This is a genomic window from Bradyrhizobium uaiense, assembly GCF_010811875.1.
GTDB lineage: Bacteria > Pseudomonadota > Alphaproteobacteria > Rhizobiales > Xanthobacteraceae > Bradyrhizobium > Bradyrhizobium uaiense.
The window spans coordinates 1-22,907 of record NZ_VKHP01000041.1; the positions used below are offsets into that span (position 1 = coordinate 1).

Annotated in this window: 19 protein-coding genes and 1 pseudogene; 10 read left to right on the forward strand and 10 right to left on the reverse strand. The window is 63.5% G+C overall.

The genetic code is table 11. The annotated features are described in order from the left end of the window. Positions 1 to 219 precede the first annotated feature (219 nt). From FNJ47_RS12780 to FNJ47_RS12795, 4 genes and pseudogenes are all read left to right on the forward strand, one after another. Positions 220 to 1,674: pseudogene (locus tag FNJ47_RS12780) on the forward strand (cisplatin damage response ATP-dependent DNA ligase); the annotation flags it as partial. A gap of 99 nt (positions 1,675 to 1,773) precedes the next feature. Then, positions 1,774 to 2,082 carry a DUF6460 domain-containing protein gene (locus tag FNJ47_RS12785; protein ID WP_163153500.1) on the forward strand — a complete coding sequence of 103 codons (309 nt, stop codon included), beginning with the start codon at positions 1,774 to 1,776 and terminating at the stop codon, positions 2,080 to 2,082. Positions 2,083 to 2,104: 22 nt separating this feature from the next. After that, positions 2,105 to 2,839 carry an MBL fold metallo-hydrolase gene (locus FNJ47_RS12790; RefSeq protein WP_163153502.1) on the forward strand — a complete coding sequence of 245 codons (735 nt, stop codon included), beginning with the start codon at positions 2,105 to 2,107 and terminating at the stop codon, positions 2,837 to 2,839. Positions 2,840 to 2,959: 120 nt separating this feature from the next. Further along, on the forward strand, positions 2,960 to 4,282 hold the full coding sequence (locus FNJ47_RS12795) for an MATE family efflux transporter (protein ID WP_163153504.1): 1,323 nt from the start codon (positions 2,960 to 2,962) through the stop codon (positions 4,280 to 4,282). 266 nt (positions 4,283 to 4,548) lie between these two features. Here FNJ47_RS12795 and FNJ47_RS12800 read toward each other — a convergent pair whose 3' ends face one another. Continuing rightward, positions 4,549 to 5,646: a quinone-dependent dihydroorotate dehydrogenase gene (locus tag FNJ47_RS12800; protein ID WP_163153506.1), complete on the reverse strand. Its 1,098-nt coding sequence runs from the start codon at positions 5,644 to 5,646 to the stop codon at positions 4,549 to 4,551. Next, positions 5,643 to 5,987 carry a DUF952 domain-containing protein gene (locus tag FNJ47_RS12805; protein WP_163153508.1) on the reverse strand — a complete coding sequence of 115 codons (345 nt, stop codon included), beginning with the start codon at positions 5,985 to 5,987 and terminating at the stop codon, positions 5,643 to 5,645. Before FNJ47_RS12805 ends, FNJ47_RS12800 begins: the two co-directional genes overlap by 4 nt. Before the next feature lie 207 nt (positions 5,988 to 6,194). On the opposite strand from FNJ47_RS12805, the gene FNJ47_RS12810 reads away from it, so the two are divergent. Beyond that, positions 6,195 to 6,848 (forward strand): S24 family peptidase, encoded by a 654-nt coding sequence (locus FNJ47_RS12810; protein ID WP_163153511.1) that lies wholly within the window; start codon positions 6,195 to 6,197, stop codon positions 6,846 to 6,848. A gap of 175 nt (positions 6,849 to 7,023) precedes the next feature. Here FNJ47_RS12810 and FNJ47_RS12815 read toward each other — a convergent pair whose 3' ends face one another. The 6 genes from FNJ47_RS12815 to FNJ47_RS12840 form a co-directional block, all read right to left on the reverse strand. Continuing rightward, positions 7,024 to 7,809: a class II aldolase/adducin family protein gene (locus FNJ47_RS12815; protein WP_235999851.1), complete on the reverse strand. Its 786-nt coding sequence runs from the start codon at positions 7,807 to 7,809 to the stop codon at positions 7,024 to 7,026. 157 nt (positions 7,810 to 7,966) lie between these two features. Continuing rightward, positions 7,967 to 9,607: a lysine--tRNA ligase gene (locus FNJ47_RS12820; RefSeq protein ID WP_163153514.1), complete on the reverse strand. Its 1,641-nt coding sequence runs from the start codon at positions 9,605 to 9,607 to the stop codon at positions 7,967 to 7,969. 239 nt (positions 9,608 to 9,846) lie between these two features. Next, on the reverse strand, positions 9,847 to 10,875 hold the full coding sequence (locus FNJ47_RS12825) for an ABC transporter substrate-binding protein (RefSeq protein WP_163153516.1): 1,029 nt from the start codon (positions 10,873 to 10,875) through the stop codon (positions 9,847 to 9,849). A gap of 91 nt (positions 10,876 to 10,966) precedes the next feature. Next, positions 10,967 to 11,557, reverse strand: a complete 591-nt coding sequence (locus tag FNJ47_RS12830; protein ID WP_163153518.1) for an SCO family protein — start codon at positions 11,555 to 11,557, stop codon at positions 10,967 to 10,969. Positions 11,558 to 11,575: 18 nt separating this feature from the next. Then, complete coding sequence (locus tag FNJ47_RS12835; protein ID WP_229186397.1) at positions 11,576 to 11,731, reverse strand: hypothetical protein; 156 nt, start codon at positions 11,729 to 11,731, stop codon at positions 11,576 to 11,578. A 182-nt stretch (positions 11,732 to 11,913) separates the two neighbouring features. Next, a complete protein-coding gene (locus FNJ47_RS12840; protein ID WP_163153573.1) occupies positions 11,914 to 12,378 on the reverse strand; it encodes a hypothetical protein in 465 nt (154 codons plus the stop codon). 277 nt (positions 12,379 to 12,655) lie between these two features. Here FNJ47_RS12840 and FNJ47_RS12845 point away from each other — a divergent pair, with 277 nt between their 5' ends. Further along, complete coding sequence (locus tag FNJ47_RS12845; protein WP_163153522.1) at positions 12,656 to 14,314, forward strand: FAD-binding dehydrogenase; 1,659 nt, start codon at positions 12,656 to 12,658, stop codon at positions 14,312 to 14,314. 77 nt (positions 14,315 to 14,391) lie between these two features. On the opposite strand, the gene FNJ47_RS12850 is transcribed toward FNJ47_RS12845, so the two are convergent. Next, complete coding sequence (locus FNJ47_RS12850) at positions 14,392 to 14,751, reverse strand: hypothetical protein (protein ID WP_163153524.1); 360 nt, start codon at positions 14,749 to 14,751, stop codon at positions 14,392 to 14,394. 1,316 nt (positions 14,752 to 16,067) lie between these two features. On the opposite strand from FNJ47_RS12850, the gene FNJ47_RS12855 reads away from it, so the two are divergent. Then, positions 16,068 to 17,189, forward strand: coding sequence for an efflux RND transporter periplasmic adaptor subunit (locus FNJ47_RS12855; RefSeq protein ID WP_163153526.1), 1,122 nt, complete (start codon positions 16,068 to 16,070; stop codon positions 17,187 to 17,189). 2 nt (positions 17,190 to 17,191) lie between these two features. Continuing rightward, entirely contained in the window at positions 17,192 to 20,341 is a 3,150-nt protein-coding gene (locus tag FNJ47_RS12860) for an efflux RND transporter permease subunit (protein ID WP_163153528.1), read from the forward strand. On the opposite strand, the gene FNJ47_RS12865 is transcribed toward FNJ47_RS12860, so the two are convergent. Next, the gene (locus tag FNJ47_RS12865) at positions 20,338 to 20,685 is read right to left on the reverse strand and encodes a winged helix-turn-helix transcriptional regulator (protein WP_163153530.1); all 348 of its coding nucleotides are present in this window, start codon (positions 20,683 to 20,685) and stop codon (positions 20,338 to 20,340) included. The genes FNJ47_RS12860 and FNJ47_RS12865 overlap by 4 nt on opposite strands. A 105-nt stretch (positions 20,686 to 20,790) precedes the next feature. Between FNJ47_RS12865 and FNJ47_RS12870 the strand changes: the two genes are divergently transcribed. Both FNJ47_RS12870 and FNJ47_RS12875 read left to right on the forward strand, forming a co-directional pair. Continuing rightward, positions 20,791 to 22,239 (forward strand): CDGSH iron-sulfur domain-containing protein, encoded by a 1,449-nt coding sequence (locus tag FNJ47_RS12870; protein ID WP_163153532.1) that lies wholly within the window; start codon positions 20,791 to 20,793, stop codon positions 22,237 to 22,239. Positions 22,240 to 22,528: 289 nt separating this feature from the next. Continuing rightward, positions 22,529 to 22,879 (forward strand): RidA family protein, encoded by a 351-nt coding sequence (locus FNJ47_RS12875; protein ID WP_163153534.1) that lies wholly within the window; start codon positions 22,529 to 22,531, stop codon positions 22,877 to 22,879. The last annotated feature ends 28 nt before the right edge of the window (positions 22,880 to 22,907 follow it).

Genomic DNA, 22,907 nt, shown 5'->3' on the forward strand with positions numbered 1-22,907 from the left:
CCGGGCTTTTGGCTTATGCTCTGTGCGCCGTCGGGCCGGGTCGGGGGCGTGGGTTGTGTGTGGAGAGTGTTGCGCTGTCGTGTGTTCTCACTTGCATCGCGCCCGCGGTACCCCTCTCCCTCACCCTCCCCCGCAAGGGGGGAGGGAACCCGTCCGCTTGTGCGTCCCTCACCGACATCAGTTACCTCAACATCGTTGTGAGGTGACCGCGGTGGTTGAGCTCCCTCCCCCCTTGCGGGGGAGGGTGAGGGAGAGGGGTACCGCGGGCGCGATGCAAGTGATGACCCACGCATGCGCAACACTCTCCACAACAACCCGCCTCCCCCGACCCTGACCGACGTCGTCACCACGCTGCGCACGCTCGGCAAGGCCGAGCTGCCGGCACAGCTGGCGCGCTGGCTGGACGAGCTCGACGAGACCGGACGCTGGGCGTTGCTGAAGCTCGTCACCGGCGCGATGCGGATCGGGATCTCGGCGCGGCTGGCGAAGACCGCAGCGGCCGCACTCGGCGACAAGGACCCGCACGAGATCGAGCTGATGTGGCCGGGGCTGTCGCCGCCCTATCTCGACCTGTTCGCCTGGCTCGAAGGCCGCGGCGACAAGCCTGTCAACAGCGACCCGACCCCATTCCGCCCGGTGATGCTGGCGCATGCGATCGAGGATGCGGACTTTGCCAATCTCGACGCCGCCGATTTCAGCGCGGAATGGAAATGGGACGGCATCCGCGTGCAGGCAGTCGCCGGTCGTGATGCGCGCGGCCACCTCCAGGCGCGGCTCTATTCGCGCACCGGCGAGGACATCACCGGCAGCTTCCCCGACCTGGTGCCGTCGCTGCATCTGCCCGGCGCGATCGACGGCGAATTGCTGGTGCTGCGCGACGGCCGCGTGCAGACCTTCAACGTCTTGCAGCAACGGCTGAACCGCAAAGTCGTCTCGCCGAAGCTGATCAAGGAATTCCCAATTCATCTGCGCGCCTACGACCTGCTCGGCGACGACGCGAACGATCTGCGCGAGCTGCCGTTCACCGAACGGCGTGCGCAGCTCGAAGCCTTCGTCGCCAGGCTGAACGATCCGCGCATCGACCTGTCGCCGACCGTGCCGTTCGCAAGCTGGGAAGAACTCGCCGCCGCGCGCGCCGATCCGAAGAGCGCAGGCGCCGGCGACGATGCGGACGCGGTCGAAGGCGTGATGCTGAAGCGGCGCGACGCACCCTATCTGCCTGGGAGGCCCAAAGGCCCGTGGTGGAAATGGAAGCGCGATCCGCAAATCATCGACGCGGTGCTCATGTATGCGCAGCGCGGCCACGGCAAGCGCTCGTCCTACTACTCCGACTATACGTTCGGGGTCTGGACCCGTGGCGAGGCCGGCGACGAGCTGGTGCCGGTCGGCAAGGCCTATTTCGGCTTCACCGACGAGGAGCTGCTGCAGATCGACCGCTTCGTCCGCCGCAACACCACCGAGAAGTTCGGGCCGGTGCGGCACGTCGTACATGAGCCGGATCAGGGGCTGGTGCTGGAAGTCGCCTTCGAGGGCCTGCAGCGCTCGCCGCGTCACAAATCCGGCGTCGCGATGCGCTTTCCCCGCATCAGCCGCCTGCGCTGGGACAAGCCTCCGCGCGAAGCCGACCGGCTGGAGACACTTGAACGGATGTTAATCTCCATGACAGGAAGTTAAACCCGCAAGCCGCATGGCAGCCATTGATCGCGCCCCGCGGGTTTCCCATGTGCACCGCCGTGACCTATAATGCGCGGGCGATTCCGCCAGGAGACAACGATGCCCAACGACGTCAGGGACTTGCCGGCCGGCGGCCAGAGCGACGGCCTGTACCGCTTTCTCGGCGGCTCGCCGCTCTCGGTGGCGTTCCGGTTGATCCTGCTCTCGATCCTGGTCGGCGTCGTGCTCGCCGCGATCGGCCTCGACCCGTGGAACATTCTCCATAGCATCCGCAGGCTGTTCCAGAGCCTTTGGGATTTCGGCTTCGACGCGATCAACTGGGCCTGGCGCTACTTCCTGCTCGGCGCCGTGATCGTGATCCCGATCTGGTTCCTGTCACGGCTGTTCGGCGCGCCACGCGGCCGCTGATCCCAGGGAAAGCTCGCAGCAGATGCAATTGCGATTTGTCGGCTGCGGCGATGCATTCGGCTCCGGCGGCCGCTTCAACACCTGCTTTCACGTCAGCGGCGCGCCGGCCAATTTCCTGATCGACTGCGGCGCTTCATCGCTTCCCGCGATGAAGCGGCTCGAGATCGACCGCGACGCCATCGACCTGATCCTGATCACGCATTTCCACGGCGACCATTTTGCCGGCCTGCCGTTCTTCCTGCTCGACGCGCAATTCTCGCGCCGCACCCGGCCGCTGGTGATCGCAGGTCCCGAAGGCATCGAGACGAAACTGCCCGAAGTGATGGAGGTGATGTTCGAGCACTCCTCCAAAACCAGACAGCGCTTCGATCTGTCCGTTGTCACGCTCACGCAGCGAGAGCGGCGCACCTTCGGCGAGGTGACCGTGACGCCCTACCCGGTGGTGCATGGCGAATCCGGCGGGCCGCACCTCGCCTATCGCGTCGAGGCGGAAGGCCGAATCGTCAGCTACAGCGCCGACACCGAGTGGACCGACGCGCTGATCCCGGCGGCGCGGGACGCCGATCTGTTCATCGCCGAAGCCTATACCTACGACAAGATGGTCAAGAACCATCTCAGCCTGAAAACACTGGAAGCGCATTTACCAGCGATCAACGCCAAACGCGTGGTGCTGACCCACATGAGCGACGACATGCTCGGCCGCGTCGACGAGCTGCCTTACACGGCAGCAAGCGACGGCATGGTCGTGGTGTTCTGACGATGCAATTGCTTCGCGGGCTGCCCAGCCCCCTCGCCACCGCATTGCTCTGAGAACAATTCGAGCATGGCCGCGCGGCGGACAAGGCGATAAAATTGGACGTTCCTCACAATTGTAGCCATGCACGCCCCCGTTCACCAGAAGATCACGAGCCGCCAGGTTTTCGCCATCGCCGGCCCCGCGATGGTCGCCAATTTGACCACGCCGCTGATCGGCATCGTCTCGACCACCGCGATCGGCCGGCTCGACGATGCCGCGCTGCTAGGCGGCGTGGCGATGGCCTCGGTGATCTTCGATTGCCTGTTCTGGCTGTTCGCCTTCCTGCGCATGAGCACGCTGGCCTTCACCGCGCAGGCGCAGGGTGCGGGCGAGCCACAGGAATATGCCGCGATCCTGGTGCGCGGCTTCATCGTCGCCGGCTTGATCGGCGCGGCGTTGATCGCGCTGCAGGTGCCGCTCGCCGCAGTCACATTCCAGCTGATGGGCGGCAGCGAGGGCGTCACGCGCGCGGCCAAGAGCTATTTCATGATCCGGATCTGGTCGGCGCCGCTGGCGCTCGCCAACTACGTCATCCTGGGCTGGCTGGTCGGCCAGGCGCGCGCCAATCTGGCGCTGGCGCTGCAGATCGTGATCAACATCATCAACATGATCGCAACCGTGCTGCTGGTGCAGGCCTATGGCGCCGGCATTGCCGGCGCCGCAATCGCCGCCGTGCTCGCCGAGACCACCGGTTTCGTTGCCGGCATCGTCGTGGCGTGGCGGATCTCGCAAGGCGGCTTTGCGGTTCCCGCGGCCACGCTGTTCGATCGCGCCAAGCTGACGCGCATGCTGGCGGTCAACCGCGACATCATGGTCCGCACCGCGGCGCTGATCGTCGTGTTCCTGTTCTTCACCGCAAAGGGCGCGCGCGAAGGCGACGTGACCCTGGCGGCGAATTCGGTGCTGAACAATTTCCTGCTGGTGAGTGCCTTCTTCCTCGACGGCCTCGCCAACGCCGCGCAGCAGCTGTGCGGCCGCGCTTTCGGCGCGCGCGACGGACGCGGCTTCGCCGATTCGACCCGGCTGGTACTGCTGTGGGGCACAGGCTTCGCGCTGGTGGTCTCGGTGCTGTTCGCGCTGTTCGGACCGGCGCTGATCAATTTGATGACGACCAGCGAGGACGTGCGCCGCTATGCGCGCGAGTTCCTGGTGTTCGTGATCCTGGCCCCTCTGCCCGGCGTGTTCGCGTTCGGCTTCGACGGCATCTATGTCGGCGCGACCTGGGCGCGCGAGATGCGCAATCTGATGCTGGCCTCGCTCGCGATCTTCCTCGCCGCCTGGTGGGTGCTGAGCGGATACGGCAACACCGGCCTGTGGATCGCGCTGCTCGGCTTCTACGTCGCGCGCGGCGGCTTGCAGGGCCTGCGCTATCCGGCGCTGCTGAAGAAGTCATTCAAATCGTAGATTCGTAGCCCGGATGGAGCGAAGCGAAATCCGGGGTCTCCGCCCTCGGCAAGACCTGGATTGCGCTGCGCTCCATCCGGGCTACGAAGTTCTCTTCCCCTTCCCCCTGAAAGGGGGAAGGTCGGGATGGGGGTCAGGCCACAGGCGACGCAGCTCATGGAGAGAGCTGATCCCCACCCGCTTTGCTCTGGCGAGCAAAGCGACCTCCCCTTTTCAAGGGGAGGTTAGGGCGCAGCCGGATTGCGCTCCATCCGGGCTACGGACACCTACCTCGCCGGCCAATCCTCGGCGGTGATGGTCGCAGCATCCGCGCCGACGATCTCCGACAGCGAGTCGCGCCCCGTCCGCAGCAAGGTCGAGGACAGATCGCGCTTGATGTCGTCGACCAGGCCGATGCCCTTGTAGACCAGCGAGGAATACAGCTGGATCAGGCTGGCCCCGGCGCGGATCTTGGTCAGCGCCGCACCGCCGGAATCGATACCACCGACGCCGATCAGCGGAAACGCGCCTTCGACGCGGACATAGGTCTCGGCCACCATCCGCGTCGACAGACGGTACAGCGGACGGCCCGACAGACCGCCCTGCTCCTTGGCGCGGTTGTCTTCGCGCAAGGTCGAGGGACGTGCCAGCGTGGTGTTGGCGACGATCATGCCGTCGACGCGCCGCGAGCGCGCGATGTGCACGACGTCGTCGAGCTCGGCGAGGCTCAGGTCCGGCGCGATCTTCAGCAGCACCGGGGAATCGCCGGCGTTCTTGCGCACGCGCTCGCGGGTATCGATCACCCGCGCCAGCAGATCGTCGAGCGCCGCCGATTGCTGCAGATTGCGCAGGCCCGGCGTATTCGGCGAGGAGACGTTGACGGTGAAATAGCTCGCGACCGGCGCGAACGTCTCGATCAGCTTCACATAGTCGGCGACGCGGTCGGCCGAATCCTTATTGGCCCCGACATTGACCCCGACGATGCCGGCGGCGCCGGCGCGCGCGGCAAGCCGGCGCAGCACGGCTTCCGCACCGTCATTGTTGAAGCCCATACGGTTGATGACGGCTTCGTCGCGCTCCAGGCGAAACAGCCGCGGCCGCGGATTGCCGGCCTGCGGCTTCGGCGTCACCGACCCGATCTCGACAAAGCCGAAGCCGAGCCGCAGCAGCGCGTCGGGCACCTCGGCGCTCTTGTCGAAACCCGCCGCCATGCCGATCGGGTTCGGGAAGTTCAGTCCGAAGGCGCGCACCGCGAGCTTGGGATCATCCACCCGTTGCCGGATCGGCGGCAACAGCTTGAGGCCCTGGATCGCCATGCGATGGGCATCTTCCGGATCGAACCAGCGCAGCAGCGGCAACGAGAAGGCGTCGAAGGCACGGATCACGGCTTGAGCTCCGGAACGTCGTGGCCACCGTCGGAGCGCGCGCGCAGGCTGAGGATTTCGGTGACCGCACCGAGGTCGAGTTCGCCATAGAGATGCGGGAACAGCTCGTCATTGCGCGACCGCTCCCAGCGCAGGGCGTCGCCCAGCGCATCGGCATCGACCGCGACCAGGAACAGGCCGGTTTGCCCGTGGTAGTGCTTGCGCGCGGTCTCGGCCACCTGGGCGGCGGTGGAAAAATGGATGAAGCCGTCGCGATTGTCGTCCGCACTGCCCCGGTACACGCCCTGCCGCTCGGCCTCGCGCCAGGCCGAAGCGGGGGTGATTTTGTAGATCATAGGCACGGCCCGGCCTTCCCTTTTGTCCTTGAGTCTCTTGGGGTTTTATCCGGATTTGAGGGGAAATGCCCCAGACGCCATGTGGCGAGCGAGGGACCGTATCGGCGGCAGCGGCGCAACTCAAGCCGTGCCGGGACAGATCCGGCGGCAGATTTGCGAAAATCCCAAGTTTCAGGCAATAATTCCTAGGATACCACCCGGGGGATGTCCTCGATGGCCAAGCAACCCAAAGCCGCCCGACCGCTGACCCACGCGCAGGTCTGGGCCGCACTCGATCGGCTCGCCGAACGCGCCGGCCTGTCACCGTCCGGTCTCGCCAAGCAGTCCGGTCTCGATCCCACCACCTTCAACAAGTCCAAGCGCGTGACCGGCGACGGCCGCGAGCGCTGGCCTTCGACCGAATCGCTCTCCAAGGCGCTGGCCGCGAGCAATGCCAGCATGGAGACGTTCGTGCAGCTGCTCGGCGACGGCCCGCGCGCCGGCCAATCAGTGCCGTTGCTCGGCTTCGCCCAAGCCGGCGCCGGCGGCTATTTCGACGACTCCGGCTTTCCCGCCGGCAAGGGCTGGGATGAAGTGGCGCTGCCGGCGACAACAGACGAGCACGCCTATGCGCTGGAGATCGAGGGCGACTCGATGAAGCCGGCCTATCGCGAAGGTGACATCATCGTGGTGTCACCGGCGACCGCGATCCGCCGCGGCGACCGCGTCGTGGTGCGCACCACCGGCGGCGAGGTGATGGTGAAGGAACTGAAGCGCCGCACCGGCAAGGTGCTGGAACTCGCCTCGCTCAATCCGGAGCATCCCGACCGCATGCTCGATGCCGAAGAGGTCACGTGGATCGCGCGCGTGGTGTGGGCGAGCCAGTAGCGATCATCGCAAGCCGCCACACCAACGGTGTCGTCCCGGCGAAGGCCGGGACCCATAACCACCACTCATTGCGCTTACGCACGCCGGGGCCGCGGCCTGTTCTAACAACCCAACCCTGTGGCAATAGGTCCCGGCCTTCGCCGGGACGACGATGAATTTGCCGCACTGGCTGCGCTTACGTCGCGTAGTCCGGCTCCTTGCGGTCCAGCATCCGCTTCAGCGCATCGAAATGCCGCTGCGCCGGGGACGGGCCGTTGTAGAGATGGTCGTCGCGGAAATCGCGCTTGGTCTTCTCCACCACATGCTGCGGCAATTGCTTCAGCGGCTGCCGGGTCCACATCGCATAGATCTGCACCTGCGCGGCGCGCTCGATGTAATAGAGCCGGTCATAGGCATCGGCGACGGTTTCGCCGACGGTCGAGATGCCGTGGTTGGCCATGAACAGGATGGTCTTGTTGCCGATCACCTTGGCGAGCCGTGCGCCTTCCTCGGGATCGAGCGCAGGGCCGGTGTAGAGATCGTCATAGGCGATCGCCTCCGACAGCCCGACCTCGGTCTGGCCGATCTCCTTGATGCGCGGATCCTCGAGCCGCGTCAGCGCGCTCGCATACGGCATGTGGGTGTGGAACACCGCCTTGGCCTGCGGCAACGCCTTGTGGATCGGCGCATGGATGCAGAAGCAGGAGCGCTCGACCTCACCCTCGCCGCGCTTCACCTCGGCATCGTCGATGCCGACCTCCATGAAGGACGACGCGGTTACTTCCGACCAGTGCATGCCGAACGGGATCTGGTAATAGCGATCGGTGCGGCCGGGCACCACGAAGGTGAGATGGTTGAAGATGCCTTCCGAAAAGCCGTGGATGTAGGCGAGCCGATGCGCCGCCGCGAGATCGACCCGCGCCTGCCATTCCTCGGCGCTCGAACTGTCCCGCAGCGATGTCGGCGAAACTCTGAACTGCATGCGCATGCTCCCATCTGTGCCGGCCTCTCTGCGGAGGCCGTGCTGATTTTATGGGAGCGAGTTTAGCGCAATCCCGCTCGAACCCTCGCTGAAATTGGGGCAGGACTGCCATCCGCTTTTGCGGCTCTTTGTCCCTCCCCTTGGGAGAGATCGAAGCCTACGACGAACGCGCCAGCGCGCCGTCGATCATGTTGACCGCATTCTGCACGCCGTAGACTGCGACGAAGGAGCCGAAGCGCGGGCCCTTCTCCTGACCGAGCAGCACCTGGTAGAGCATGTTGAACCAGTCGAGCGAGACACCGGGACGACCGTCCTTGCCCTTCTTGACCATGTCGAGGAACGGCTCGCGGCGGCCGATCTCGTAGACCACGTTCTGGATGTCTTCCGCGGTCGCACTTGCAGGCATGTTGGCGAGCGCATCGCGCAGATCCTGCAGCGCGGCACGCTCACCTTCGGTCGGCTCGCGGAACTGCTTGGTCGGCGCCACGAAGTCGCGATAGTAGTTGATGGCGTAGCCGACCATCGCGTCGAGCTTCGGATGGGTCTGTGGCGTCACGCCGGGCCGATAGCGGCCGATGAAGCCCCACAGCGTCTCGGCGTTCTCCGCGTTCGACGACGATACCAGCGTCAGCAAGAGCTGGAAGGTGACGGGCATGTCGGCCTGCGGCGGCTTGCCGGAATGGATGTGCCAGACCGGATTCTGCAGCTGCTGCCGCGCCTCCTGCCGCGTGAAGCCGTCGAGGAACTGCTGGTAGTCGTCGACATTGCGCGGGATGACGTCGAAATAGAGTCGCTTCGCCGCCTTCGGCTCGCGGTACATGAACAGCGACAGCGATTCCGGTGACGCGTAGCGCAGCCATTCATCGATGGTGAGCCCGTTGCCCTTCGACTTCGAAATCTTCTGGCCCTTCTCGTCGAGGAACAGCTCGTAGTTGAAGCCTTCGGGCGGCGTGCCGCCGAGCGCCGAGCAGATCTTGGCGGACAGCTTCACCGAGTCGATCAGGTCCTTGCCGGCCATTTCGTAGTCGACGCCGAGCGCGTACCAGCGCATCGCCCAATCCGGCTTCCATTGCAGCTTGCAGCGGCCGCCGGTGACGGGAACGGTGACGCTCTCCTTGGTGTCGGGATCCTCGTAAGAAATCGTACCGGCCTTGGCGTCGTGCGCCGTCACCGGCACGTAGAGCACGAGGCCGGTGCGCGGACAGATCGGCAGGAACGGCGAGTAGCTCGCCGCCCGCTCCTCGCGCAGCGACGGCAGCATGATCGCCATCACCTTCTCGATCCGCTCCAGCATGCGCAGCAGCGCGGCATCGAACCGGCCGGAGGTGTAATACTCGGTCGAGCTCGCGAATTCGTAGTCGAAGCCGAACTGATCGAGGAAGGCGCGCAGCCGCGCATTGTTGTGCTGGCCGAAGCTCGGATGGGTGCCGAACGGATCGGGCACCTTGGTCAGCGGCTTGCCGAGATGCTGCGCGAGCATCTCCTTGTTCGGCACGTTGTCCGGCACCTTGCGCAGACCGTCCATGTCGTCGGAGAAGGCGAGCAGGCGGGTCTTGATCTTGTCCTCGGTCAGCACGCGGAAGGCATGGCGCACCATCGTGGTGCGCGCGACCTCGCCGAACGTGCCGATATGCGGCAGGCCCGAGGGGCCGTAGCCGGTCTCGAACAGCACCTCGTCCTTCGGATTTTTCTTCAGCCGCGCCACAATCGCTTTCGCCTGCTCGAACGGCCAGGCGTTGGATTGTTCGGCGAGCGCCCGCAGGTCGCTCGGGCTGGCAGCAAGATCAATCACGGACATTCTTCAGGCTTTCTCCAAAAAGGCCGCGAAAACTAACGCTTTCGCGGCAAAATGCAAAACGACGGCAGCGGTGCCTGCTCCCTCGCCCCGCCCTTGCGGGGAGAGGGTTGGGGTGAGGGGCTCGATCCGCATCAACGGCAAGAGCCGGAATCGCGGTGAATCCCCCTCACCCGGAATTCAAGCTGCGCTTGAATTCCGACCTCTCCCCGCAGGCGGGGCGAGGTGAAGACACTCGTTCCTCAGAACGGGCTGATCGAGAAATAACGCAGCCACAGATCGGTGAAGCGGCCTTTTTCCCAGATCCGGAACAGCGCCCAGTTCAGCGACTGCCGAAGCAGGTCGTTGCCCTTGCGCACCGCGATGCCGACGCCCTCGCCGAAAAAGCGGCTCTCGACGAAGGGGCCGCCGGAAAACGCGCAGCATTCGGCGGAATCGGTGCCGTTGATCCAGAACGCGAGCGAGATCGCATCGCCGAAGATGAAGTCGACCTCGCCGCGGCGCAGTGCCGCGCGCAGCGCGTCGTTATCCGGATAGGAATGGATCTCGGCGTCGGTGAACATCGCCTTGAGGTAGGCCTCGTGCGAGGTGCCGGCGATGACACCGACCTTCTTGCCCTCGAGATACTCGGGACGGATTTCCGGCATCACGTTGTCGCGGCGCGACGCGAAGCGCGCCGGCGCACGGTAATAGGGATCGGTGAAATCGACCTTGGCGCGCAGCTGCGGCGTCACCGCCATCGAGGCGATGATGGCATCACCGCGGTTGGTGGCGAGCGCATCGATCAGGGTCTCGAAGCGCCGCATCTGGATGGTGCAGGTGACCTTGATCTCGTCGCAGAGCGCCCGCGCCAGGTCGACGTTGAAGCCGGCCGGATTGCCGTCCGGACCGGTGAAGTTGAAGGGCGGATAATCGGTCTCGGTCAGGAAGCGAATCACGGTAAGGCGCGACAGGTCGGGCCGGTCCGGTCGGCGCCGCGGGTCCCAGAAGCCGGGCACCGCCTGCGGCGCTGCTTCGGCAGCGGCCTTGGGCGGCAGGGTCGTGGCCGGCGGAGCGGCCGCCGCCGGGGGCGATGCGGGCACCGCCTGTGCAGGGGCCGCCTTGGTGGAGGGGGCCGGAGCCGGAGCGTTCTTTGCAGCCGGGGCCTGTGCCGGCGGCGTCTGCGCGACCGCAGGCCCCGCCATGACAAACACGACGGCCGCCATCATTCCCGCGGCCAGGCGAGACTGGCGCGAGCGGACGGCAAAGGGCTGGGCAGACAAATTTGGCATAACCGGCAATTTCAGGAAATTGAACGGCTTATAGACCATCCGGCGCCTGATGCGAGCGCCGATTGGGCTGTTTCTCAACCGGAAATAGCGATCAGAGATACCGTTTGAGATCGGTGGCCGCCTCTTCCGGCGTCCGTTTCAGATTGAACGGCGCGACGAAATGGCCGTCACGGTCCATCAAATAGATCAGCGCGGTGTGATCCATCGTGTAGTCGCCATCCTTCAGCGGCACTTTCTTGGCGTAGACGCGATAGCTCGACAGCACCTTGGCGATCGCGGCGGGATCGCCGGTCAGGCCCTTGAGGTGCGGATCGAAGCTCGAAAGGTAGTCCTTCATCGCCGTAGCGGTGTCGCGTTCCGGATCGACCGAGACGAAATAGGCATTCACGCGGTCGGCATCCTTACCCATCGCCTTCAGGACCTCGGAAATCTCGAACAGCGAGGTCGGGCAGATGTCCGGGCAATGGGTAAAGCCGAAGAAGATCAGCGTCGGCTTGCCCTGAAGGTTCTTGTCGGTGACGGTCTGGCCGACCTGGTCGGTCAGCTGGAACGGCCCGCCGATCGCGGCCGGCGCAGCGACGGTGCGCAAGCCGCCGACCGCCCACAGCATGAGGAACAGGCCGACCGCCAGACTGCCCGCGAAGGCAGCGAAGATCACCAATGGGCGCGTGGTCCGGGGCATGATGCGAGGGCGTCCTTGTCAGAAGCAGGCGGAGATGCCGGCCGTGATCATTTCGAAAAACACCGCGGTCCCGTAGTGGAACCAGAGCGCGGCAGCGGCAAGCAGGGCCAATCCGCCGATGCCGGCGGCGCCCCACAGGATCGCAGACGCCACCCGGCCCTGCGGAGCCGTCATGAGCTCGGATCGGGTGGAGATCGGCTGAACCATGGGGTTGAGATAGGCCGGGTTCCGGCAGGCAGCAAGCGCAATGGCGGTGGCAGACCGTCAAATGATAGCGAGGCGGTTTCCGGTGCTCGCCCCGCGATGCCGGGGTTGCCGGCCATGACGCGCGAGGACGCCAAACCGCGACCGGCAGATCAATGCACGGGCTTCGCCGAGGCCTGGGCGTTGAGATAACACGGCTTGTACAGCGCCTGCAGTTGTTTGCCCTGCAGGAAGATCATGCGCCGGGTCAGGCCACCGCGATTCGTGATCCATTTGCGTACCGCCGGCGGGTACATCAGGTACAGCATATGGGTGGCTTCGGGATTGGGGACCGGGCGGCCGTTGTCGCCGTAGTCCCAGGCCGCATGGAAGCCGAGACTGGCGTGTGAGGTCACACAGATCCGGTCGTGAGGAACCTTGCCGAGCACGATGGTGCAGGCCGAGGCGCACAGCCCGTCGATGATCACGGTCTCGCCCGACGTGCGCAGATCTTGATACCTGTCGACATAGACGCCGATCTTGCCGCCACGATCATCGGCGATCCTGACCACTGCTTGAGACGCCCCCATTCCCGCCAGCAGGAGAACCGCAGCGAGCAACCCCGTCATCAACTTCATTTTGGCCAGCCCCAGTCGAAACCGAATCTGTTTGGTCTGTGATGCAAGACAATCGTGAGCGTGTTGCGGCCGCGGAATTTTGTCCAGACGAGCGAAGCCGGTCAAAACAAATTCAAATTGGGTGTTGCGCCCACGCTGCAGTGGAGCGTGGAAAAGGTCCCAAACTGGAACAACTTGCCGCAACAACTTGGTGCCTCGCCGCCACAGGCAAGGTCCATTTGGCGTTGACCGCGCGCAACGACGCGGTCTTGAATTCCGGCGGACGGGGGAAATCAGAATGGCTGACGACGCAGATGTGATCGTGATTGGCGCCGGGCTTGCCGGTCTGGTCGCCGCAACCGAGATCGCCGACGCGGGCAAGCGCGTCATCGTGCTCGACCAGGAAGGGGAGCAGAGCATCGGCGGCCAGGCCTTCTGGTCGTTCGGCGGATTGTTCCTGGTCGATTCGCCGGAACAGCGCCGGCTCGGCATCAAGGATTCCGCCGAGCTCGCGCTGCAGGACTGGATGGGCACCGCGGGTTTCGATCGCGAAGAGGATCACTGGCCGCGCAAATGGGCCGAAGCCTATGTCGCCTTCGCCACCGGCGAGAAACGCGACTGGCTGCGCGCGATGGGCCATCGCATCTTCCCGGTGGTCGGCTGGGCCGAACGCGGCGGCTACGACGCCATGGGTCACGGCAATTCGGTGCCGCGCTTCCACGTCACCTGGGGTACCGGCCCCGGCATCGTCGAGCCGTTCGAACGGCGCGCGCGCGAGGCCGCGAAGAACGGACATCTGCTGTTCAAGTTCCGCCATCGCGTCGATGCGCTCAGCGTCACCAACGGTGCGGTCGACGGCGTGAGCGGCGCGATCCTCGAACCATCAGCCGTGGAGCGCGGCAAGAGCTCCTCGCGCACCGTCGTCGGCGATTTTTCGCTGCGTGCGCCGGCGGTGATCGTCGCCTCCGGCGGCATCGGCGGCAATCACGATCTGGTGCGGCAAAACTGGCCGCAGCGGCTCGGCGCACCGCCGAAGTTCATGATCTCCGGCGTGCCCGAACACGTCGACGGCCGCATGATCGGGATCACCGAGCACGCGGGCGGGAGGCTGATCAACCGCGATCGCATGTGGCACTACGTGGAGGGCATCCAGAACTGGAACCCGATCTGGCCGCGCCACGGTATCCGTATTCTTCCGGGACCATCGTCGATGTGGTTCGATGCGTCAGGCAAGCGGCTGCCGGCGCCGCTGTTCCCGGGCTCCGACACGCTCGGGCAGCTGCATTACATCATGGGCACGGGCTACGATTATTCGTGGTTCATCCTGACCCAGAGCATCATCAAGAAGGAATTCGCGCTGTCGGGCTCGGAGCAGAACCCGGACCTGACGGCAAAAAGCTGGCGCATGACGATCAAGCGCGCCACCAACAAGGGCGCGCCGGCGCCGGTGGAAGCGTTCAAGCAGCACGGCGCCGACTTCATCGTGCGCGACAATCTCGCCGACCTCGTCAGTGCCATGAACAAGCTCGTCGGCAATGACCTGTTGCAGCTCGACGCCATCAGGACGCAGATCGAGGCACGCGACCGCGAGATCACCAACCCCTATGTCAAGGACGCGCAGGTGATGAACCTGCACAATGCGCGGCGCTACATCGGCGACAGGCTGATCCGGACCGCGAAGCCGCATCGGATTCTCGATCCCGAGCACGGCCCGCTGATCGCGGTGAAGCTCAACATCCTGACCCGCAAGACGCTCGGCGGCTTCGAGACCGATCTCGATTCGCGCGTGTTCGGCAGGGATCACCAGATCATTCGCGGGCTCTACGCGGCCGGCGAGGCCGCGGGCTTCGGCGGCGGCGGCGTGCACGGCTATCGCTCGCTGGAGGGAACATTCCTCGGCGGCTGCCTGTTCTCGGGCCGCAACGCGGGGCGCGCGGCGGCGAAGGCGGTGAATTAGAAGCCCGCCGGGTTGAACCGGCGGGCTCTTATCATTGGGTCCGAATTTCCTCAGCTATCTTGGAGCGACCTTGGCGCTCACGCGAGCTTGGTGAAGAGCGTGAGGATGCCGTTGCTGAGATTGACAGCGACAACCTGTGCCGAGCTCAGTCCCTTCGCCTTGAGCGCGGATGTCGCTTCCGTGGAGGCGTCGATGGAACCCCGCAGGCTCTTCAGGTCTTCTTCGCTTGCCTTTGCGATGACAGCCTCGACCCTTGACCGGACTTCGGGCTTCAGCTCCTTCACGTCCACGACCTGTATGGTCTTGATCGTGGCGGGTTGGTCGGACTCGGCCTGCGACGGCGTGTTCGGTTGCGTTCCCGGCGCTTGCGCCCAGGCAGGTGTTCCAAGCGAGAGCGCCGCAACGATGATGGACGCCGTAGAGATGCGGATGCGCATGAGCATTCCTTGTGTTGATTGCCCCCAACACATCCCGCGACAACGAGCTTTCCTCGCTGATGGTTCCGGCCGAAATCCGCTCTCCAGACTAGTTCCGCAGGAAAGTCATGGAACCGTCGCAGGGGGCGCTGCCAAAATATCGAAAACAACCCCATGCAAAGTAGCCGGCGGTGGCCGCGTTCGACCAAGCGACGGGCAACTCAGGGACACACTTCCAATATTCCGAAATTGCGCAAGTATCCCTCGCCTCCAAGCATCGCTCGTCCGAAGGCTGTCGCATAAGCCGTTGCGGACTTCTACAACCGACGCTTTCCAGGTCGAAAAGCGTCGGTGCGCCCAGAACCTTACCGCTTTTGATCCGGAGCGGATGTGCCGCCGCTGGAGGTCTATCGGGAACGTGCAGGGAAGATTTTGGATGTGGAGGACACCCCTCGAGGTGTTTGGCATTACAACCTTCATGGCGATCAAGGACGCAAGCGCATTTCCATGACCCTGACGGAAAGAACATCGATGTAGTAGCGCTCAGCAGACTCGATGTACTGATCTGCAAAATTGGCGCCGTCGGTCTGTGTGACCGCCTTCAGAGCTTCCTTTTTTCATCATTACATGCGAGCGCTGCTAAGCGCGCCACTACCGGAGCGCTTTCCGAGCTCTTTGAATATCGCTCCGCCGCGGCGTCGGCACAGGCTCGCCATTTTTCCACGGTCGGCTTCCAATCTTGTGCGGACGCTAGAGTGGGGAGAATGCACCCGATGGCAACTAGCAACAGCTTGCGCATCTCGTTACTCCCAAGTGATCAGGACTTGCCGATTGTCTTTAGATCGCTTGTGAAAAAATGGATGACTAGTGGCTGGGTTGTATTGACGTAGATCAAGTGACCCGTTGCGATTGGCTCTCCTTCGAACGGAGAGCGCCTGTTAAACGCTGTCACCGCACTGTACGCGCCCGCCTTCGATCTTGCGTACCATGAACATCATGAGCATGCCGCCACTGATGCTCGTGATTCGAGCATAATGAAACCACCAAGAGGCACCCCGCGCCGCCTCCCCAAAGGGCGTTTTGACCGGCCAAGCCTCACTTGGGACATCGCCGGGCGAACACACTGAACCGCGGCCCGCGGCCCCTGCGCTTGTGATACCGGTTTCCCCTTTGCGGGGATGGCAGCGCCTGACGTGACGCTCGACCGAGCAAATAGCAATGAATGTCGGAAGCTGAGCGCGGATATCAAGCACACCTTGATCCAAATCAAGTGGCTAAAAAAAAGAGGGGCCACGTTAACAAGGGGTTGCTCGACATGTAACGCCCGGAGCTGGACCATGTATCCCTTCGCGTTTGCAGTTGCGCGGTACCTTTCAATCCTAGTCGTGTTTAGTTTCGTTGGGACGTGCGCCCTTGCACAGCAGGCCCCGCCTGCGGCGGTCGCCGTCGGCACGGTCGCAGCCGAGCGCAAGCCCATCGAGCGAAGCGGAACGCTTGTCGGGAGAATCGAGGCGGTTCAGCGCGTGGAGGTCCGGGCACGCGTGACCGGATATCTCGAAGAGGTTCTGTTCAAGGAAGGCGACCTGGTCAAGGAGGGAGCGCCCCTCTACCGCATCGAAAGGGGACTTTTCGAGGCCGCCGTAACGGCTGCCCAAGCCGCGCTTGATCGGAGCAAGGCCGCAAAGGTGCTGACAGAGATTCAGTTCAAGAGAGCTCAGGAATTGCTCGACAAGGCTACCGGAACCGCTGTCGCGCGAGATCAGGCGCTTGCTGCGGATCAACAGGCCGATGCGCAGATCCTGAGCGACCAGGCGAACCTTGAAACCGCAAAGATCAACCTCGGCTATACCGAAATAAATTCGCCTATCGCGGGAAAGATCGACAAGACCAACATCACTAAGGGCAACGTTGTCGGGCCCAACAGTGGCGTCCTGACGACCATTGTCAGCCAGGATCCGATGTATGTGAGTTTCCCCGTCAGTCAGCGGGATTATCTCGAGGCCCGCGAGCGAAGCGCCAAGTTCGGAAAGGTCAAGGTGAAGATCCGCTTCTCGGACGGAAAGACCTATGGACAGATTGGTGAAATCAACTTCGTGAGCGTCTCGGTCAGCCGGTCGACCGACACGATCCTTGCCCGCGCCACCATTCCGAATCCGGATGGGGTGCTGATCGATGGTCAGCTCGTGCAGGTGATCCTCGAAAGCGGTGAGCCCGAAGAGAAAGTCCTGGTCCCACAAGCCGCGCTGATCGCCGATCAGGCGGGCACTTACGTCTTCGTGGTCGAGGACGGCAAGGCTGTCGTGAAGCGTATCAAGATTGGAGCCGAGATCGGTGCGGATGTCGTCGTCGATCAGGGGCTGAAAGGTGGCGAGCAAGTCATTGTGCAAGGCATTCAGGCTGTTCGGGCTGGCGCGCCTGTGCAGGCTGCACCGTTGCCGAAGACAATCGACCGGAGCTGATCATGCTGTCCTCCGTTTTCGTCGATCGTCCGCGTCTGGCAATAGTGATCGCCGTCGTGACAACGATCGCGGGAATTTTGGCCCTCTTTACCATCCCCATCGCGCAATATCCGGATATCGTTCCTCCGCAGGTTTCCGTCACGACGTTCTATCCCGGCGCCAATTCCGCAGTTGTCGACGCGACGATCGCCCAGCCGATCGAGGCTCAGGTCGTGGGCGTCGACAAGATGATCTATATGAAGAGTGTCAGTGGCGACGACGGCAGCTATTCGCTGGTCGTGTCGTTCGAACTCGGAACTGATCCCGACATCAACACGGTGAACGTCAACAACCGCGTCCAGGTCGCTCTTTCGAGCCTCCCGCCCGAAGCGCAACGCCAGGGCATCGTCGTTAAGAAAAAATCTTCGGCCTTGCTTGGCGTCGTAGCCGTGTCCTCCCCGAAGCTCACGCATGATGCGCTCTATCTCTCGAACTACGTCACCATCAATCTTCTCGATCAGATCAAGAGCACGCCCGGTGTTGGTGACGCCTCGCTGTGGGGTCCACAGGACTACGCCATGCGCGCCTGGGTGGACACCGATCGTTTGACCGGGCTGAACCTGACGACGGGCGATATCATCAACGCGATCCAGCAACAGAACATTCAGGCGGCCGTGGGGCGGATCGGTGCGCGACCGATCTCAAATGATCAGCGGCTTCAGCTCAATATCCAGACCAAAGGTCGGCTCACGACACCTGATGAATTCGAGAAGATCGTGATTCGCACCAACGACGATGGCTCGATCCTGAGACTAGGAGATGTCGCAAGGATAGAGCTTGGCGCTGCAAATATGGATCGTGAGACACGCTTCAACGGAGTGCCGGCTGCAGCCATCGCGATCTACCAGTCTCCAGGGGCGAATGCAATCAAGACGCTCGATGCCGTGAAGGCGCAGCTTACAGAGCTTCAAAAAGACTTTCCGGAAGATCTGACATGGACCGTCACTTACGATCCGACGACTTTCGTCAAGGATACGATCCATGAGGTAGTAAAGACGCTCATCGAAGCCTTCGTTCTCGTCGTGATCGTCGTTTACCTTTTTCTTGGCAGCTTTCGCGCTACTCTCATTCCGACCTTGGCCGTTCCGGTCAGCTTGATCGGAACCTTCATCGTGATGCTTGCGGTCGGCTATTCCGCCAATACCGTGTCCCTGCTCGCAATTGTGCTCTCGATCGGCATCGTCGTCGATGATGCTATCGTCGTGGTCGAAAATGTCGAGCGGGTGATGGAAGAGCATCCGGAGCTTTCGCCCGCGGACGCGACCAAGCAGGCGATGAGCGAAATAACGGCTCCAATTATCGCGATCACGCTGGTGCTGCTGTCGGTTTTCGTTCCAGTCGCATTCATTCCCGGAATCTCCGGTGAGCTGTTCCGGCAATTTGCCGTCGCCGTTGCCGTCTCGATGTTCTTGTCGGCGATCAACGCGCTCACGCTCTCTCCGGCGCTATGCGGGGTGCTGCTGCGTCCACACCACGGTCCACGCCGCGGCCCCATTGGATACGTTATGCGGTCCATCGACTACGTGCGCGACGCCTATGGTGCGGCGGTCGCGCGCCTGGTGCGCATATCCGTGATCGGGATTGTGATGGTCGCGATTTCCGGCGCAGGTATACTTGCGCTGGAAAGGATCACGCCAACGGGCTTCTTGCCGGAAGACGATCAGGGCGGTCTGTTCGTGGTCGTTCAATTGCCGGGTGGGGCTTCGGTCGCAAGGACGGCGGAAATCGTCCACGGCGCAGAGGCAATTCTACGCGAGGACCCGGCGGTCGAAGACATCACATCCGTAATCGGCCTGAACTTTATCGATAGCTATTCGCAGCCGAACTCGGCATTCATCGTCGTTACCCTCAAGCCGTTCGAGCAACGCAAGGATAAGTCGCTTGGCGTACGCCAAATGATCGCGCGTCTGGTCCCGAAGTTCCGAAGCGTGCAAGGCGGTTCGATCGTGCCCATCCTGCCCCCGCCGATTCTTGGTCTCGGTAGCGGCGGCGGCTTCACCTATGTGCTGCGGGATCTCCGAGGTGGTGATCCAAAGGATATGGCACAGGTCGTGCGCGGCCTTACGGTCGCTGCGAACCAGGATACGAAGCTCAACAACGTGTTCACAACCTTTTCCGCCACGAATCCATCCGTCTATCTCGATATAGACCGGGACAAGGTCCAGATCCTCGGCCTCAAGCTGAGCGATGTATTCCAGGCACTGCAGGCTTCGTTGGGCGGTTACTTCGTCAACAACATGAACCTGTTCGGCCGAACATGGCAGGTGCAGGTCCAGGCCGACGCATCGGACCGAGCCAGGGTGGAGGATATTTTCCGGATCAATGTGAGGGACAAGGACGGCAACATGATCCCGCTGCGCAGCCTGGCGGAGGTCAAGGTCGTTGTCGGGCCGCCGGCGTTGATCCGCTACAACAACCGCAGGGCGGTCACGGTACAGGGCAGCCCGGCTGCGGGTGTTTCTTCGGGACAAGCGCTGAACGCGATGCAGGAAGTCGCTGCAAAGACATTGCCTGCGGGTTATGCGGGAGAATGGACTGACACCGCCTTCCAGGAGAAACGCGCCGAAGGCAAGACGGGCATCATTCTCGGCTTCGCACTTCTGTTCGCTTATCTCTTCCTAGTGGCGCTTTATGAAAGCTGGACCATTCCGGTGCCCGTCCTGCTCTCGGTCGCGGTCGGAATTCTCGGATCATTCGGCGCCATCGTACTGACGGGGCTGACGCTTGATCTGTACGGCCAGATCGGCACGGTCGTGCTCATCGGGCTTGCGGCAAAGAACGGCATCTTGATCGTGGAATTTGCCAAGGAGAAGCGGGAACAGGGAGTGCCCCTGCTCGAAGCCGCAGCCGAAGGTGCACGCCTGCGCTTCCGCCCGGTGATGATGACGTCATTCGCTTTCATCCTCGGGCTTCTACCGCTAGTCATAGCGTCGGGTGCCTCGGAACTAGCCCGGCGCGGCGTCGGAACGCCGGTGTTCGGCGGCATGATCCTGGCCTCGTTCATCGGCATCTTCGCGATCCCGCCACTTTACGTGATGTTCCAGGCCATTCGCGAGCGGCTGCGGCCTGGGGCCCGCCCGGCGAAAGAGCAGGTGATAAGCTCCAAGCCTTAATCCGCCTCCGCGCTGAGAAAGCGGACACCGAACGTATCGGCATTGGCCTCGCCCCAATCGTAGAGCGCCTGCAGCATCGGCTTCAGCATCTCGCCGCGCTTCGTCAGGCAGTAGCGCGAGGAGCCGCCGCCGCGTTCCTGCTTGACGAAACCCGAATTGCAGAGATCGCGCAGGCGCTCGGTCAACACCTTGTCGCTGAGCTGCGGAATGTCGTGACGCAATTCGCCGTAGCGCATCGGCCGCACCTTCAGCCGGCTCAGGATCACGGTCTTCCATTTGCCGCTGAGCTGATCGATCGAGAACTCGACCGGGCAACCATATTTGCGCTTGGTCTTGCGGATCATCGCAACTCTCCCGCGGCACTTTCCATCTGGTTCGTTGAGCGCCGCCGTCGATCCATCTAAGCACGCTTCGCACGGGTTGGGCGAGTTCAGGGATCACTGCACGGCATGACAGACGACAATTCCGTCCGAGGTGCGAGCGACAAGCAACATCAGCGCAAGCGCATTGTCGTCAGACGCAATGGGCCTTACGAACCCGAGCCCGGCATTGCGATCGTCGATCATCTGGGCGTACCGATCGCGGCCGAGGCGCCGGTGCGGCTGTGCCGCTGCGGACAATCGCAGACAAAGCCGTTCTGCGACGACAGCCATGTTGCGCGCGGCTTTGCCGACGGCAAGGATTCGCGGCGCGTGCCGGACAAGCTGGACGTCTATGCAGGGCAACAGGCCTATGTGTTCGACAATCGCGGCACCTGCGCACATTCCGGCTTCTGCACCGATCGGCTCAACTCCGTGTTCCATCTCGGCGAGGAGCCGTTCGTCGCGCCGAGCGGCGCACGTCTCGACGACCTCGTCAACGCGGTGCGCAGATGTCCATCCGGCGCGCTCGGCATCGGCATTGGCCCCGAGCGCAATACCGACTTGTCCGACGTCAGCCGGCCGCCGCAGATCGAAGTGTCGAAGGACGGGCCCTATCGCGTCACCGGCGATGTGGTGCTGGTCGACGAGGATGGCGCGCCGATCGCACAGAACGCCGGCGCGTCGCAGGAGCACGTCAGCCTGTGCCGCTGCGGCTCGTCGCTGAACAAGCCGTTCTGCAGCGGCATGCACTGCAACGTCGGCTTTCGCGACCCGGTCACCGATCCCTTGCGCGAGCCGACGCTGTTCGAATGGGCCGGCGGTTATCCGGCGCTGCTCGACATGACGCGCATCTTCTACAGCCGCTACGTGCCGGAAGATCCGCTGCTCGGCCCGCTGTTCGCCGAGATGTCGCCGGACCATCCGGAACGGGTGGCGGCCTGGCTCAGCGAAGTGTTCGGCGGCCCGAGATTCTACACCGAACGCTATGGCGGCTATCGGCGGATGGTGTCGCAGCATATCGGCAAGGAGATCCGGCCGGGGCAACGCGCGCTGTGGGCCACCTATATGGTGCAGAGCACCGACGATGCCGGGCTGCCATCCGATCCGGAATTCCGCGCCGCCTTCGTCGCCTATATCGAATGGGGCTCGCGGATCGCGGTGGAGAATTCCGGCCCTGACGCGAAGCCGCCGCCGAACATGCCGGTGCCGCGCTGGTGGTGGGTCTGCAACGCGACGCCGGCTGCGCGGCCGTCCGCCGGCGCAGGCAATGCGCAAGCCGCGAACGAGGTCAGCGTGGCGCTGCCCAGCCCTGACGAGGCCGTGCAGTTCGAACGGCACATTCGACCGCTGTTCCGGCCGATGGACCGCAACTCGATGCTGTTCGCCTTCGACCTCTGGAAGGAGGAGGATGTTGCCAGGCATGGCCGGCAGATTCTGGCGCGGCTCGAGGCCGGCACCATGCCGTGTGACGGCGCCTGGCCGACTGAGCGGATCGCGCTGTTCGCGCGCTGGGCGAATGCCGGATCGAATTCCTGAAAATTGTGATTGCGTCGAGGCAATCTCCGCTGTCGTCCCTGCGAAAGCAGGGACCCATAACCACCGCTCCAAATCGTTGAGTGCGCTGGGGCCACAATGTGCTTCACGGCTGATTTCCGTGGTTATGGGTCCCGGATCGCGCTTCGCTTGTCCGGGACGACACTGTGTTCGTGGTCGCCGCGATTTCGGTGCAACTTAAGCGATTTCCTTCAGCCGCGTTGCAAAATGCGCAGTGGCGCGGACCGGTCTGGCACGCTAGACAGTGCCCGCCATTCAAGTGGAGACCCAAATGAGCATTCAGCGTTTCGAAACCGGCCCGCGCATGAGCCAGGCCGTCGTGCACGGCAACACCGTCTATCTCGCCGGCGTCGTCGCCGGCAAGGCCGCGGGCGGCAGCGTCACCGACCAGACCAAGGACATCCTGTCGATCATCGACGGCCACCTCGCCAAGGCCGGCACCGACAAGTCGAAGCTGCTCAGCGCGACCATCTACATCACCGATATGAAGACGTTCCCCGAAATGAACGCGGCGTGGGACGCCTGGGTCTCGGAGGGTAACACCCCGGCCCGCGCCACCGTCGAGGCCAAGCTCGCGGCGCCGCAGTACAATGTCGAGATCATGGTCGTCGCGGCGAAGTAAGCACGACGCAGGTCATCGCAAGGATATC

Coding starts and splice junctions, on each gene's coding strand:
- FNJ47_RS12850 (WP_163153524.1), bottom strand. CDS start 14,751: ATGCGCATCCGCATCTCTACGGCGTCCATCATCGTTGCGGCGCTCTCG.
- FNJ47_RS12835 (WP_229186397.1), bottom strand. CDS start 11,731: ATGACGGCTCCGCAGGGCCGGGTGGCGTCTGCGATCCTGTGGGGCGCC.
- FNJ47_RS12790 (WP_163153502.1), top strand. CDS start 2,105: ATGCAATTGCGATTTGTCGGCTGCGGCGATGCATTCGGCTCCGGCGGC.
- FNJ47_RS12820 (WP_163153514.1), bottom strand. CDS start 9,607: ATGTCCGTGATTGATCTTGCTGCCAGCCCGAGCGACCTGCGGGCGCTC.
- FNJ47_RS12875 (WP_163153534.1), top strand. CDS start 22,529: ATGAGCATTCAGCGTTTCGAAACCGGCCCGCGCATGAGCCAGGCCGTC.
- FNJ47_RS12860 (WP_163153528.1), top strand. CDS start 17,192: ATGCTGTCCTCCGTTTTCGTCGATCGTCCGCGTCTGGCAATAGTGATC.
- FNJ47_RS12855 (WP_163153526.1), top strand. CDS start 16,068: ATGTATCCCTTCGCGTTTGCAGTTGCGCGGTACCTTTCAATCCTAGTC.
- FNJ47_RS12830 (WP_163153518.1), bottom strand. CDS start 11,557: ATGCCCCGGACCACGCGCCCATTGGTGATCTTCGCTGCCTTCGCGGGC.
- FNJ47_RS12845 (WP_163153522.1), top strand. CDS start 12,656: ATGGCTGACGACGCAGATGTGATCGTGATTGGCGCCGGGCTTGCCGGT.
- FNJ47_RS12815 (WP_235999851.1), bottom strand. CDS start 7,809: ATGCAGTTCAGAGTTTCGCCGACATCGCTGCGGGACAGTTCGAGCGCC.
- FNJ47_RS12785 (WP_163153500.1), top strand. CDS start 1,774: ATGCCCAACGACGTCAGGGACTTGCCGGCCGGCGGCCAGAGCGACGGC.
- FNJ47_RS12810 (WP_163153511.1), top strand. CDS start 6,195: ATGGCCAAGCAACCCAAAGCCGCCCGACCGCTGACCCACGCGCAGGTC.
- FNJ47_RS12865 (WP_163153530.1), bottom strand. CDS start 20,685: ATGATCCGCAAGACCAAGCGCAAATATGGTTGCCCGGTCGAGTTCTCG.
- FNJ47_RS12870 (WP_163153532.1), top strand. CDS start 20,791: ATGACAGACGACAATTCCGTCCGAGGTGCGAGCGACAAGCAACATCAG.
- FNJ47_RS12840 (WP_163153573.1), bottom strand. CDS start 12,378: ATGAAGTTGATGACGGGGTTGCTCGCTGCGGTTCTCCTGCTGGCGGGA.
- FNJ47_RS12825 (WP_163153516.1), bottom strand. CDS start 10,875: ATGCCAAATTTGTCTGCCCAGCCCTTTGCCGTCCGCTCGCGCCAGTCT.
- FNJ47_RS12795 (WP_163153504.1), top strand. CDS start 2,960: ATGCACGCCCCCGTTCACCAGAAGATCACGAGCCGCCAGGTTTTCGCC.